The following is a 13706-nucleotide window of genomic DNA, read 5'->3' as shown; positions in this document are numbered from 1 at the left end:
CAACTTAATCGCATCATATGTCGCTAGACTCCGCGAAAAAAGGGACGCTGACCCGTGACAAAGATCGTTGGTTTTCTCGACTCATTCTGAATCGAGCCACTAGCCTGAACCATGATCTATTGGACGCTGGAGCATATTCTCCGGCTCTTCAATCTGGTCCTGGGGCACCGGATGATCCGGATCGGCCCTCGGCGGCTCCCGGCTGCCGGTGGCGCAGTCATCGCGATCAACCACACCTCCTATCTCGACTTCACCTACATGGCCATGTCCGCAATCAAAGACGACAGGCGACACATCCGGTTCATGGGCAAGATCGAGCTCCGAAAGAACCCGATCCTGCGCTGGCTGATGTGGGGCTGTGGCGTCATCCTCGTCGACCGTTCCGCAGGGCACAATGCTTACGTCGCGGCGGTCCACGAGCTCAAGTCCGGCGAAGTCGTCGGGATCTATCCGGAGGCCACGATCAGCCGGAGCTATGAACTCAAGGAATTCAAATCCGGCATGGCCCGTATGGCACTTGAAGCCGGCGTCCCAATCATTCCGGCCATCGTCTGGGGTTCACAGCGGATTGCGCCGAAAGGCCATCCCAATGATTTCGGTCGCACCAAGACGCCCGTCGCGATCGGCGTCGGCGCACCGATACCTCCTGAAGGCGATGTTGAGACGTTGACCGCCGCGGTTCGTGCCGCGATGCAAGACCTCCTCAGGGAGGTGCAGACCACATACGGCGAAAACCCTGCGGGCGCACACTGGGTGCCCGCGCGCTTAGGTGGTGGCGCGCCAACACTCGAGGAGGCCACTGCGATCGAAGTCACCGAGAAGACCGCGAAGGGGACGGCCAAGTAAACCGGCCGGATCCAACAACTTCCCGTCACACTTAGACGAGCTGACGCAGCGCCGCATCCGAAGCCAGGAGTGCCTCCCGATCGTAGGTCGAAGTGGATGCCATGATCTCGTCGGCCCCAGTCCTCGTCACCAGTTCGTCGAGCTTATTGGCGACTGTTTCGGGGTTGCCGAGAACCGCCCGGTCGAGTGCGGATTCGATCCGGCTGCGCATCTGGCCGGTCCAGTCCTGCACCCGTATTGAGCTGGGCGACTCCAGCGGCGGGAACTCGCCGACCTGTTTCGCCCGCGCCATCGCCCAGGCCTCAGGCAACGCCAATTCACGGGCCGCCGGCTCATCGTCGGCCACGGTCACGTCGAGCGAAATCGTCACCGAGGATTCGGGGACCAGCGCCGTCGGACGGAAGTCCCGACGATAGCCGTCGAGCGTCTCGGGCAACGATTCCTGTTCGAGAATCGGGCCACCCACGACAATGGGCAGTCCTAACCGAGCGGCAATCGTCATGCCCCGGCCGGTCGCCAGAACGAACATCGGAATCGGTCTTGTCGATTGCGGCCGCGCCGTGACCGAGTTCGTTCCGCTGAGATAGCCACCTAGGGCGATTAAGTCGTCCTCCCAGGTGTCCGGTGCGTCCACGTCATATCTCAAGGCGTCGCGCACGGGCGCGGTAAAGCCGCGCGAACGGCCGAGGCCAAGATCAATCCGGCCGGGATAGAGCGCATCGAGCATGAGGAACTGTTCCGCGACAACGAGCGGCTGGTGATTGGGCAGCATCACGCCGCCTGAGCCCAATCGAATTTTTGTCGTATGGGCGCCGATCGCGGCCAACAGGACCGCCGGTGAACCGCTAACAATGCCGGGCACCGCATGATGCTCCGCAACCCAAAATCGGTCGTAGCCCAACGCCTCAGCATTGATCGCCCGCTCGACCGAACCGATCAGGCCTTCCGCATCTGGCCGTCCGGCTCGCGTTCGTGACCGATCGAGAATCGAGAGCTTCACACCTTAAACAACTCCAACCGGGCATCGATACTTCCCGACCCGACCCTGCCATCCGACAAGAGCAGGGGACGAGTCAGCCCTTCGAGATAAGTTGCGCGCGGATGCGGGCCTCGCGCTCGAGTCGGGCCAAGTCGCGCTGCCGGCGCGACGCCATAACCGCGGCGAGGAAGTCTCCCGGTGCGGTGCCCACCGGCGGTGGCGGGGCGACGCACTTCGCCACCTCATCGGCAAGTTTGCCAGCGATCAAAACGCCGGCGGCCGGGTCGACTGTCAACGAGCGGGAGAGAAACTGACGTACGGCCAGCACCAGCCCGGTCGGCAGCGCGGTCATGTCCGCATGGGCCGCCCACACCGCAAGGTGCGGCGGCATCGGCACCAGTGGAGCGAGTTGCAACTTGACCCGTTCGCGCACGACATACGTCCCGGCGGCGAAGTCCCCAAGCCGTTTGCCACGCGAACTGATCAGCGCGGAGAAGAATGCCGGCGTACCGCCGAGCGCGTAGATCTCGACAAAACCGATGAGGGCACGAACCAGCGCATGCTGAAAACTGATCGGCCCGGCGTCATCACGAACGGTCCGCAGCCCAAATGCCAACTTCCCCAGCGACTTGCCCCGGGTAAGCGTCTCGACGGTCGTGGGAACGACGATGAAGACGACGATCGTGGTACCGATCATCGCGGTCGCGAGCAAAGCTCCGTCAGCGCGAAGTGAGGCCACCAAAGCAATCACGACGATGATGACCAACAACACCATTGTGACTAGGTAGTCGATCAAGCCAGAGGCAATTCGCGAAGCCAGACCGGCAGGGGGCAGGTCGAGCGCAACTGCCTCGCCAGTGACGAGATCGTCGGTGGTGAGAGTCGCGAACTCCGGTGCGGTCATGATTCGCCTACGCTATCGGGTGTGGACCTCGATGCCTACGTAATCTCCCACTCAAGGGAGTGGTCGCGCCTCGAACAGTTGATTCATGCTGGCAGGCTCTCGGGGGCCGAAAGCGACGAACTCGTCGATCTCTACCAACAGATCGCCACCCACTTGTCGGTCGTGCGGACTTCGGCTCCCGACGCATCCGTGGTCGCCTATCTGTCCTCGCTGCTCGCCCGTGCCCGCAACAAGGCCGGTGGTGCCCATGTCACAACCTGGCGCGACCTGCTGGGCTTCTTTGTGACCCGATTCCCCGCGGCGCTCTATCGCCTGCGGCGGTGGTGGTTGGGCTGTGTGGCCGCCAATGTCGTCCTGGCCGCAGTAATGCTGCTGTGGTTGCTGGAGCATCCTCGGGTGGAACAGGGATTGCTCTCGCGCGCCGAGGTCGACAGATTGGTCAATGGCAAATTCGAGAACTACTACAGCGAATACGCGGCCAGCCACTTTGCAGCGCAGGTCTGGGTCAACAATGCCTGGGTCGCCGCGCTCTGCATCGCCCTGGGGATACTGGGAATCCCGGTCGTTCTGCTCCTGTTCAACAACATCTTGAATCTGGCTGTCATCGGCTCGATCATGATTCGACATGACCGGGGAGAACTGTTCTGGGGGCTCATCCTGCCGCACGGTCTCCTCGAACTGACGGCTGTCTTCGTCGCCGGAGGCGTCGGGTTGCGCTTGTTCTGGTCCTGGATCGAGCCGGGCGACCTGACTCGAACTGCCTCGATTGCCCGGGAGGGCCGCACCGCTGCCACCGTCACACTCGGGCTGATCGTGGTGTTGCTTGTCTCCGGCATCATCGAGGCCTTCGTGACACCGTCCGGCCTGCCGACCTGGGCTCGGATTGGGATCGGTGTCGCGGCGGAGCTTTGCTTCTTCGCGTATGTGTTTGTGCTTGGCCGCAATGCGTTCCGTCGAGGCCACACCGGCGACATCGACGCGTCCCGGCTTGAGGCCGGCGTCGCCTCACAGGCGTGATCAGGTCCTAGAGCAGGCCCTTGGCCTTGAGCGACAGGTAGTGGTCGGCCAACGCAGGTGGCAGCCGCTCGGCATCGACATCGATCACATCGACCCCCAATTTCTTGAGCAGCTCGGCCGTCCGCGCACGGTGGCGCAAGACCTGCTCTGCAGCGGCGGCGTCATACACCTCATCGATGGTGTCGCGGGCAGCCGCGAGTCGTTCGAGAGCTGGGTCCCGCACCGAGGCGATGACGACGCGATGGTGCCGGGTCAGCGCGGGAAGTATGGGGAGCAGACCGGCTTCGGTGGCCGATGGCTCCAACGGAGTGAGCAGGACGACGAGTGCCCGCTGACGGCCTAACCGCTGCACGGCGCTGGTCAGGGAACCCCAATCGGCCTCGGCGATTACGGGCTGGAGGCCGGCCATCGCATCCTGCAGCGTTGCGGCGATGTCACGGGCGCGGGCCGAGCGCACTCGCGCGCGTACCCGCCGGTCGCCGGCCACGAAGTCGACCCGGTCGCCAGCGCGTGCCGACAGTGCAGCGAGCAATAAGGCCGCATCCATCGCGGAGTCGAGGCGAGGCACGTCATCGACCCGGCCGGCCGATGTGCGCGACGTATCGAGGACCAGCACGACCCGACGGTCACGCTCGGGCTGCCACGTGCGGACCACCACTTGACTAGTTCGCGCCGAAGCACGCCAATCGATCGAGCGCACATCGTCGCCACGAACATACTCGCGCAGTGAGTCGAATTCGGTGCCTTGACCGCGCACCCGCGCCGCAGTACGGCCATCAAGTTCTTTCAGCCGTGCCAGGCGAGACGGCAGGTGTTTGCGTGACTCAAAGGGCGGCAGGGAACGAATGGCGCCGGGAAGGTCGAGAGTCCGCTGTCGGGCGATAAGACCGAGCGGCCCCGGGCACCGCACGGTCAGGCCGGAGGCCCGCAAGTCGCCTCGACGTCGCGGCAATAGCGGCGTCAGGAGGCGGGTTCGATCGCCCGGCATGAGTCGGACCCGATGACGGTTGCCACTGGCGCCGGCGGTCGGTTGCCACGCATCACGTATGAGCGCTCGGACGCGACGTCCGGAGGTGTTGTCGGCAACCAGAACCGATTGGGTCGGATAACCCAGCCGAACCGAGCCAACCGGCTCCCGCACGAAGCTCAACGATGAAGGGCGCGGAGCAAGCAACCAGTCGCCTAGGCAGACAAACAGCACCACAACGAGCCACAGCGCAACCGTGCTCCGAGCTGGCATCAGAACGACCGGGATCAAGCCCAGCAGGATCAGTAACGGCACGCGACCCGAGATGGCCATTAGGAAATCTCGGTCATCGAGGCACCGGCACCGAGCCAAGTGCCGAGGCGAGCACCTGCGCGACCTCCACACCTTCGAGCTCGGCCTCCGGGCGCAGGCCAAGCCGGTGCACGAGTGTGGCTTGAGCGAGCGATTTGACGTCGTCGGGCGTCACAAAATCACGCCCCACGAGCCATGCCCATGCCCTCGCCGAGCGCAGCAACGCGGTCGCACCGCGCGGGCTGACGCCCAACGACAACGACGGCGACTCACGGGTGGCGCGTGCGATGTCGACGATGTAACCGCTCACTTCAGCCGATACCTGCACCTTCTGGACGGCAATCTGCGCCGCTGCTATGTCGGCCGCGGACGCGACCGGCGTCACGCCTGCCCCGGCCACATCTCGTGGATCGAACCCGTTGGCGTGCCGGTTCAGAATCTCCAGCTCGTCCTGACGGCCGGGTATGGGGAGGACCACCTTGAGCAGGAATCGGTCGAGTTGTGCCTCCGGCAACGGGTAGGTGCCTTCGTACTCGATCGGGTTCTGCGTCGCGGCGACCAGGAATGGCCTAGGCAAGGGGCGGGAGATGCCGTCGACCGATACCTGTCCCTCTTCCATCGCCTCCAGCAGAGCGGCCTGAGTCTTGGGCGGTGTCCGGTTGATCTCGTCGGCCAGCAGGATGTTAGTGAAGACGGGCCCTTCGCGGAAGCTGAGTTCGCCCTGCTTGCCATCGATCACCATCGAGCCGGTGATATCGCCCGGCATCAGGTCCGGGGTGAACTGGACGCGTCGGACATCAACGGACAAGCTTGCCGCGATGGTGCGCACCAGCAACGTCTTGGCCGTGCCCGGCACTCCTTCCATCAGCACATGACCGCCGCACAACATTGCGACGAGCAGGCCGGAGACTGCGGCGTCCTGGCCAACGACGGCTTTCGCGACTTCCGTGCGGATCGCCAATAGTCGCTGCCGCAACCCCGGCTCATCGGAATCTTCGGAATCTTCGGCCAGCGTTGAAATGGTCTCGGTCATGTGATGCGTGCCTCTCGGTCGAGTTCTTTCAGGTCGCGGGCCAGTTGCATTAGATCGCGATCAGATGGGGGAGCTTCGGCGTCGGATCTGACAAGTGCCGCGATCTCCGCCACCGGCCGGCCGACATGGTTCGCCAGTTGACGGATCAGCGCATCCTGGTCATGGCTGGCAGGCAGGCCGAGTTGATGGGTTAGTCGGGCACGGGCAGCACTTCGCAAGGTCGTCGCGGCGTGCGATCGATCCTTGGCCTTGCGATACATGCGGCCCCGGCTCAGGGTCGTCTCAATGGCCTTGACGACGACGGGCAAGGGTTCGGTAGCCAAGGGTCCGAGCCGACGGGCGCGCCACAGGATCAGGAAGATAGCGGCGATCCCGGCCAGCCACAATCCGGGTTTGATCCAGCGCGGCAGTAGTGCGCCGACGCCGAACTGATCCCCGGCCGTCAGATCCTCGAATCGGGGGACATACCAGATCACGCGCTCACCCTGACCCAACAGACGCAGGGACACTGCCGCATTGGCGCCGCGCAGGATCTGGTCGTTCGTCATGGCTTGACCGCCGCCGAATAGCGTCACCTCGCCGCGTTCCTGCAGCACCGAGCTGTCCTGATCGTCGGCGAAGCATCCGTCACCGCCGCCGTAGAAGAGCGCGGAATCCACCTCCAAGGTGAGCCCTTTGGCAAGAGGATTGGCGCAGGCGGCGGCGAGGCCCTTTGTGACGGTAGCCCGTTTGACCTGCGTCGAGAGGCCGGCAACTCCGACCAACTCAGGCCCCGGGTCGACGAGTATGAGGTGGCTCCCGCGCACATGCTTCAACAATCGGTCGGCAGTGACCTGCCCGAGGTCTTCTGTCGAGGTCACGACCACGACGGTGTCCCGGTCGGCGCTGGTGCGATCCAGTTCGTCTGCCGAGCGTACGACCGCGACATCGATTCCTTGGTCGTCGAGCACGCGTGCCAGCGCTTGCGCTCCGCTGGGCCCCGCGTTGTCGGGATCGTAGCGCGCGGTTCGGCTCTCGCCGCCCGAGCCGAGCAGTGCAGCCACGATGACCGCGAGCAGGAAGGCACCCACGATGACCAACGTGGCGCCATGACGCCGCCAGCGGCTCGTAGCGGTCACCGTCGTCGTCATCGCGTGCTCCGGAGTTCATCGTCCAGCGCCAACACATCAACAGCCTGATCGTGGGTTGCCGGCCGATCGCCATACAGCACGGAGTCGAAAAGGGTGGCGGATCTGTTAACGCACGCTTCTTGCTGGGGGTACTCCCCCGAGAGCGATCGTGCGGTCTCTTGCGCCGTCGTCGCCGGGGTGTTGTCGAGACGACCGCGCTCGCTTTGGCGCGCCGCGAGCGCTCGGAAGCCTTCGACGAGGGCCTCCGCGTATCGTCCTTCGGCCACGGCTGTCTCGGCGCGGGCACGTAATTGGCCTGCGGTGACAGCCAGGTCGGTGAATTCAACTTCTTTGACGTTGAAGACTCGAGCGGAGTTGCGGACCCGGCTTACCAGCCATACCAGCGCTCCGAGCAGGAGAATCCCGATGAACATCGCGGCGAAAGTGGTCAGCGGGGAGAGACCATCTGTCGCAGATATGCCTCCATCAAGTATGCGTTGGAGCCAGTCCAGAAGACGTTGGAGCCAGTTGTCGTTGAAGTATTCGGGCTTCAACAACTCGTGCCGCAGCAACGACTCGGCCTCGCCCGGGGAAGGGTCGATTGGGCGGCCTACGGCGAACAGAATCACGAACCCGTAATCCCTGCACGGGCCATCAGTTCAACGTCGAACGCCTCCTTGCGCATGCGCTGATCGATGTATTGCAGGGATGTCACCGCTGCGGTAAACGGGGCGACGAATGCGGACGAGACGACCGAGGCGATCGCTTGGGTCAGCGCGAGTCCGAGCAGTGCGTACTCGGGGAAGGCCAAGGAGGCGAGTTGGCCAATCAGGGAGATGGGGCCGCTGAGCACGGAACCCGCGATCGTAGTGATGAGCACGGTCAAAAGGCCGATGCCGAAGATCCGCCAGAACTGTCGACGGGATAATCCATAGCCACGCTTGATCGCACCGAACACGCCTACTGGTTCAAGCATCAGGACTGGAGCCGGCAGGTAGTAGACGCGCACCCAGAACCAGATCATCCCGGCGATGAACGCCGGGACGCTGATCACGCCCCAAGCCACGATCGGCCACGGCGAATCCGAGACCACAACCACTAGGATCCATAGAGCGACATACATTGCGAAAGCCAGCGTCGTGGCGATGTTGACCACGAAGGTGAGGCCGAGGAGTTTCCACCGCTTCCCCCGCGTCGCCGCCCACGCCTCGCCGAGGGTCAAACGTCGTCCGATCGCCGCTGCGTATGTGACATGGGCGACCATTCCGGTGACGAAGATCAGCCCGAGCTGGAGCAAAACCGTACCGATCGCAAGGGAACCAAACGACACCACCGTTCCGACCAGATCACTCTGGCTGGTGTCCGAGGTGATCTCGCCATTCTCATCCAACGTGGCGCCCAAGGTGAAGGTGACGATTGCACTGACCAAGATCGGAATCATCATCGTGACAGCGGCCACCAGTACAGCCGAGCCGACTGTGGCTTTGGGATTGAATCGGATGATCCGGAACGCCGCGTTGTACATGTCACCCAGGCTGAGCGGGCGAAGCGGCATGGCCCCAGGTTTGTGTGCCGCGCCGAGCATTCCAGGCACAGGAGCCCACCCCGGCGGCGGGTTCGGGTTGGTCCACGTTTGGGGCGGCAGAGCCGGCTGTTCCCCTGGCGGCGGAAAAGCCTGCCCGTCTGACATGAAGATCTCCTAGCGTCGGCCTAATCCTGACAGATCCGGAGCGGCAGGCTCTGCCATACACGCGATTCATCGGATCGCTTCGAGTTCGGGGCGAAATAGTTGACATTCCTAGGACGGCGCGTGCGCCGAATCGAGGGCATCTCGCAGAAAATGTTGAGCCAAACGCTCCGCGGGCTCGAACGCGACGGACGTACCCGCGTCGCGGGAAGGGCGTAGTTGACGCCGAGGCCCAACCCCAACGCGGTGACGAGGTTGATCGCGAAGATGCTGACGTCAGTGACCCGGGTCAGCCCGTTGAGAATGGCGAGGGAGCCGATGATCGAGACGAGTGCGACGAACATCGGCAGGAGTGCGGCCACCGCCCAGCACGCTGGTCACACCGTCGCTGCTGTCGTTGTACTCATCCAGGATCTCACCGATCCTCTTCTCGCGGCTGTTCTCGGGACCGGTGGCCTGGGCCAAGATGAGAGCGTCGGCCCCGTTTTGTGAGCGCAAGGTCATGCGCGGACGTGTCTACCTCAACCACAAACAAGTCGACCAGTTCGCTCGCGAAGCAGGCGACTCATCCGGTGTTGTCCTGATCCTCGCATACACCGGTATCCGCTGGGGCGAGATGATCGCGCTCTGTGTCCGCGATGCCGCCTTTCGATCGAGCGCAACGCTGTCGAAGTCGGAACCGAGATCCATATCGGCTCACCCAAGAACCACGAACGCCGCTCAGTGCCATACCTCCAGATGCTCGACCCTGTCCTCGACAAAGCATGCGCCGACAAGCCGCCCGAAGGGCTGCTCTTCCCCGGACCCAACGGAGAATTTCGACGCCGTACCCGCACCGATGGTTCCTCCGGTGGATGGTTCGCCGGTGCTGTCCGCCGCGCCGGCATCCCCCGCCTCACACCCCACGACCTCCGCCACACCGCAGCGTCCCTTGCGATCTCATCAGGCGCCAACGCCAAAGCCGTCCAGAGAATGCTCGGCCACAAGTCCGCAGCCATGACGCTCGACGTCTACGCCGACCTCTTCGAGGACGACCTAGACGCCGTTGCCGTCGCGATGAATGAGTCTGCGGTTCGGGCTCTCGCGAAAACCTGAGATGCTCACCCTCGTGGAGACGAGTGCGGACCCCGTTCACCCGAAGCATTTGCGGTGGAAAGACGCAGGTCCGGTTTCGCGAGAGGGGCCGTCGCCCGGTGAACACGCGCAGCCGTGGCTACCCCGGGGCCACTCGCCAGTGTCGCGGCGGCTGCGCCGGTCGGCGATGGGTGGTCAGCGTGACGCCACCCAGGACCCCAAGAACGACCGCGACGGCTAACAGAACGACAATCTGCGACCAAAAGTCGAGGTTCCTCGTAAAGAACAGAGTGACGACGACCAAGACCACCATGAGCCGCGGTCCATATACGGTCGGCGGTGGTGCGGCCTCAACTCACCCTGACACGCAGGGTCAGGACGTCTACGAGACGAAAACCGCACGATGGCTACGCGAGTGGCCCACCCTCCTCGTGGAGCCATGGAATGAGGATCCTCGACACCCGTAGCGGAGCCTCATACAGTCGCAGTGCACTCGTAAGCCGATGGCGGTTTCTAGTGTTCGTCGCAACCAATGAACTGTATTCGGGGCGCCGTATCCACGAGCTCGAGAACGCTGCATCGGTGTCTCGCATCCCTACGGATATAAGACGTCTCGTCGGCGATCCGAATCCGCATCCTAAAACCGCATAGTTCCGGCCTCCGGCGATTCTCATAACTATGTGTCATAACCATGTGTTTGAATCTTTGTATTCACTACTAGACGGTATGTAGTGACCGCTTGGGTTTGCTGAGGGGTTGCGGGCCGGGACCTCACACACAAGACTCGTGGGTTACCGGACAGAGTTCCCTGCCCGGCCTATCCAACATTGTGGGAGGCCCCGGTGTTAAGAAATCGTACGAGTATTGGTTTGGATGTGCACGCTCGGTCGGTCGTTGGTTGTGCGCTCGACGGTCAGACTGGTGAGCTGTTTCGGCGAAAGTTGACCCCTGACAATGGCGAAATTCTGGCCTGGGTCCGATCTTTGCCGCAGCCGACGAGAGTGGTCTATGAGGCTGGCCCGACCGGGTTCGGGTTGGCGAGGTTTCTGCTTGCTGCCGATGTCGATTGCCTGGTAGCGGCGCCGTCGAAGTTGCAACGCCCCAGCGGTGATCGGGTCAAAACCGATGCCAGGGATGCCGAGCATCTGGCCCGGTTGATGCATTTGGGTGAGATCGTCGAAGTCACAATTCCAGGCGTCGAACAAGAAGCGGCCCGGGATCTGGTCCGTGCCCGTGAGGATGCCCGATCCGATTTGATGCGCACGAGGCATCGGCTTTCGAAGTTTCTGCTCCGCCAAGGGATCGTCTATTCAGGCGGCCAGGCCTGGACGGGCAAACACGACGCCTGGTTGCGTTCTCACACCTTCGCCGAGCCGGCCCGAGCGTTGACGTTCGACTCGGCTTATGAGGCGATGCTTTTGACCATTGAGCGTCGTCATCGACTCGACAACGCGATCGCCCAGATGGCCGCCGACAGTGAGTTCACCGATGTCGTTCGCCGGCTGGCTTGTCTGCGTGGCGTCTCGACGCTGACAGCGTTCGGTCTGGCTGTTGAGGTCGGCGACTGGAACCGGTTCACAGGTTCCACGATCGGCGCCTATCTGGGACTCGTGCCGACTGAGTATTCCTCTGGCGGTTCACGCTCCCAGGGGTCGATCACCAAGACCGGCAATACTCATGCGCGCAGGTTGCTGGTCGAGGCCGCCTGGCATCACCGCAAGACCTATCGCAATCCCGGCGCCACGATGCGCGCCCGATGGGACTTGGCACCAGCGCCGGCACGAGTCCGCGGACATGAAGGCAACCGACGGCTGAACCAACGGTGGCAAACCTTCACCGACCGCAAAAAGAAACCAGTGATCGCGAACGTCGCTATCGCACGTGAGCTCGCCGGCTGGTGCTGGTCCTTGGCCACCCTCGAATAAGGGCACACCCCACGAGTTCCGGGCCACGAGCAGAGGATGGCCGCAGCGCGTGGAACGACCCGCGACATAACTATGAGCAGCCGTCAATTCACAGTGCCGGTCACGCTCGATCTCTAGACCAGCGGAAGCGTTCCAGCCGAACAGTCCGTCCTGCGGTAACCAACCCGCGCATATTCCCCCGCAAGCGGGAGGTACCCCCTGTCTGACCGCGCGTCGCCAACGACACGCTGACCACTCCTCCAGACCTCCTGACCCGGTCACAAAGAAGCGGCCTCCCCGAAGCCATCAGGGAGGCCGCTTCACCATGCACACTTGACAAAAAGCACCACATATCAGTTATGAGACACCTGGAGCGTCGTGACGAGACTGATCGGATATGCACGCGTATCAACACGACCACAATCGGCCGATCGGCAAGAAGCCGACCTCATCGTTGCTGGCGTTCGACGCGATGACCTGTATGTCGACCATGGCGTTTCGGGGGCTCGTGCTTCGCGCCCACAGTTCGACCGCGCCCTCGACTCTCTGGAGGTTGGGGACACGCTCGTCATCGCAACGCTGGATCGGCTTGGACGATCGACACAAAACATGCTCGACTTCGCCCAAGAGCTCCGCGACCGGGGCGCGGGCCTGCGGGTGTTGAACCTCGGCGGCGGCGACGTCGACACATCAACACCGATGGGGTCGATGTTGTTCACGATCATGGCCGCTCTGGCGCAGATGGAACACGACATCAAACGCGAGCGGATCACCGACTCGATCAGCAAACGCCGCGACGCCGGCAAAGACCTGGGCGGGCGACCCCAACGGGTTACCGACAGCCAAATCCGCAGCGCCGTCCATCTGGTCGACGGCGGCGAACCGGCCGCACAAGTCGCCCGCGATCTGGGCACGTCGCGCGCCACCTTCTACAGAAGATCGCGCGCACTCCCGGTTGAGGCGTAGCGATCGCACAACGCTGCCGCGGCGAATACCGCTTATGGCGGGTGCACCAGCGGCCCGTTCTGTGGGTTATGCGCGCCGAGACAGCAGGCTGACCACGACGGTGTTCAGGCTTTGGTGTTCACGCTCGGCCCTCAGTGCCAGTTCGCGGTGGAGGCTGGTCGGTAGCCGCAGGTTGAACCTGCCTGAAAATGTGCGCTCACCGAACGGCTCCGGCACAGGCTCGCCAGTTTGCTCCATATCTGCGAGCACCTCCTCGACCAGGGCGACCAGGCCGTCTTCGGCTACTCGTCGCTCCTCGGCGATCCACGACAGCGACGGGAACTCAGCAACCGTAGCCACAAACCCATTGTCGTCGACTGAGTAGGAAACTGAGTAGGAAAACCGATCCACCAGACGCGGCTTATCTGCGACCTTGCTCATGGCTGCTTCCCTTCATCTTCCAACTTTTCAATCGCTGTCAAGACCTGACGGACTTGGTACGACTTTGCTTTGCCCTTGTCGTTCTGGATGTTGACCCTCGGGTCTCCAACCCAAGGCATCTTGAACACCGCGTGCGATCCACCGGTAGTGCGGGGTTCGCCAAAGTATTCAACACAGACCTTCAATAGATCTTGGTAATCCACATTCTTCGTACTTCGCCGCATCGCTTCGAGAATCTTGACGACGCTTGGCATACTTAATGGTACCGCCCACAGTACCAAGTGACAAGACAAGGGGTAGATCGTCTGGCTATCGCATGGTCTGTGAATCGTGAGCTGCGTCAATCTTGTACCCCAAGCGAACGGCGACTTCGACTACTTATTTGTCGCTCATCGTTCAGGGAGCATCCCCATGCGGAGTTCGGCACCGCCGACAGCCGGGAAGCCCGCGAACTATCAATACCCCTACTGAACGTCGATCCGCGGACC

Annotated in this window: 15 protein-coding genes; 5 read left to right on the top strand and 10 right to left on the bottom strand. The window is 62.9% G+C overall.

Annotation, left to right across the window (positions count from 1 at the left end):
- Positions 1–111 precede the first annotated feature (111 nt).
- Positions 112–846 carry a lysophospholipid acyltransferase family protein gene (locus AC2YB9_RS01240; protein WP_487266942.1) on the top strand — a complete coding sequence of 245 codons (735 nt, stop codon included), beginning with the start codon at positions 112–114 and terminating at the stop codon, positions 844–846.
- 31 nt (positions 847–877) lie between these two features.
- Here the strand turns inward: AC2YB9_RS01240 and AC2YB9_RS01235 are convergent, their stop codons facing one another.
- Both AC2YB9_RS01235 and AC2YB9_RS01230 read right to left on the bottom strand, forming a co-directional pair.
- Positions 878–1846: an MsnO8 family LLM class oxidoreductase gene (locus AC2YB9_RS01235; protein WP_487266941.1), complete on the bottom strand. Its 969-nt coding sequence runs from the start codon at positions 1844–1846 to the stop codon at positions 878–880.
- Positions 1847–1919: 73 nt separating this feature from the next.
- Entirely contained in the window at positions 1920–2729 is an 810-nt protein-coding gene (locus tag AC2YB9_RS01230; protein WP_487266940.1) for an RDD family protein, read from the bottom strand.
- Positions 2730–2750: 21 nt separating this feature from the next.
- Between AC2YB9_RS01230 and AC2YB9_RS01225 the strand changes: the two genes are divergently transcribed.
- The gene (locus AC2YB9_RS01225; protein WP_487266939.1) at positions 2751–3746 is read left to right on the top strand and encodes a stage II sporulation protein M; all 996 of its coding nucleotides are present in this window, start codon (positions 2751–2753) and stop codon (positions 3744–3746) included.
- A gap of 7 nt (positions 3747–3753) precedes the next feature.
- Here AC2YB9_RS01225 and AC2YB9_RS01220 read toward each other — a convergent pair whose 3' ends face one another.
- From AC2YB9_RS01220 to AC2YB9_RS01195, 6 genes are all read right to left on the bottom strand, one after another.
- Complete coding sequence (locus AC2YB9_RS01220; protein ID WP_487266938.1) at positions 3754–5046, bottom strand: DUF58 domain-containing protein; 1293 nt, start codon at positions 5044–5046, stop codon at positions 3754–3756.
- Positions 5047–5059: 13 nt separating this feature from the next.
- On the bottom strand, positions 5060–6058 hold the full coding sequence (locus AC2YB9_RS01215; RefSeq protein ID WP_487266937.1) for an AAA family ATPase: 999 nt from the start codon (positions 6056–6058) through the stop codon (positions 5060–5062).
- Positions 6055–7188, bottom strand: a complete 1134-nt coding sequence (locus AC2YB9_RS01210) for a DUF4350 domain-containing protein (protein WP_487266936.1) — start codon at positions 7186–7188, stop codon at positions 6055–6057. Before AC2YB9_RS01210 ends, AC2YB9_RS01215 begins: the two co-directional genes overlap by 4 nt.
- Positions 7185–7796: a DUF4129 domain-containing protein gene (locus AC2YB9_RS01205; protein ID WP_487266935.1), complete on the bottom strand. Its 612-nt coding sequence runs from the start codon at positions 7794–7796 to the stop codon at positions 7185–7187. Before AC2YB9_RS01205 ends, AC2YB9_RS01210 begins: the two co-directional genes overlap by 4 nt.
- Complete coding sequence (locus AC2YB9_RS01200) at positions 7793–8722, bottom strand: hypothetical protein (RefSeq protein ID WP_487266934.1); 930 nt, start codon at positions 8720–8722, stop codon at positions 7793–7795. Before AC2YB9_RS01200 ends, AC2YB9_RS01205 begins: the two co-directional genes overlap by 4 nt.
- 155 nt (positions 8723–8877) lie before the next feature.
- Positions 8878–9216, bottom strand: coding sequence for an MMPL family transporter (locus tag AC2YB9_RS01195; RefSeq protein WP_487266933.1), 339 nt, complete (start codon positions 9214–9216; stop codon positions 8878–8880).
- Between the two features lie 205 nt (positions 9217–9421).
- On the opposite strand from AC2YB9_RS01195, the gene AC2YB9_RS01190 reads away from it, so the two are divergent.
- From AC2YB9_RS01190 to AC2YB9_RS01180, 3 genes are all read left to right on the top strand, one after another.
- Positions 9422–9949: a tyrosine-type recombinase/integrase gene (locus tag AC2YB9_RS01190; RefSeq protein ID WP_487268660.1), complete on the top strand. Its 528-nt coding sequence runs from the start codon at positions 9422–9424 to the stop codon at positions 9947–9949.
- Between the two features lie 821 nt (positions 9950–10770).
- Complete coding sequence (locus AC2YB9_RS01185) at positions 10771–11853, top strand: IS110 family RNA-guided transposase (RefSeq protein ID WP_487266932.1); 1083 nt, start codon at positions 10771–10773, stop codon at positions 11851–11853.
- Between the two features lie 357 nt (positions 11854–12210).
- Positions 12211–12798, top strand: a complete 588-nt coding sequence (locus tag AC2YB9_RS01180) for a recombinase family protein (protein WP_487266931.1) — start codon at positions 12211–12213, stop codon at positions 12796–12798.
- Positions 12799–12864: 66 nt separating this feature from the next.
- Here AC2YB9_RS01180 and AC2YB9_RS01175 read toward each other — a convergent pair whose 3' ends face one another.
- Entirely contained in the window at positions 12865–13218 is a 354-nt protein-coding gene (locus AC2YB9_RS01175) for a type II toxin-antitoxin system HicB family antitoxin (protein ID WP_487266930.1), read from the bottom strand.
- A complete protein-coding gene (locus tag AC2YB9_RS01170) occupies positions 13215–13403 on the bottom strand; it encodes a toxin-antitoxin system, toxin protein, HicA family (RefSeq protein ID WP_487268658.1) in 189 nt (62 codons plus the stop codon). Before AC2YB9_RS01170 ends, AC2YB9_RS01175 begins: the two co-directional genes overlap by 4 nt.
- Between the last annotated feature and the right edge of the window lie 303 nt (positions 13404–13706).

The organism is Aeromicrobium changchenzhani, from assembly GCF_057586615.1.
This window is presented reverse-complemented; position numbering and strand designations above follow the sequence as displayed.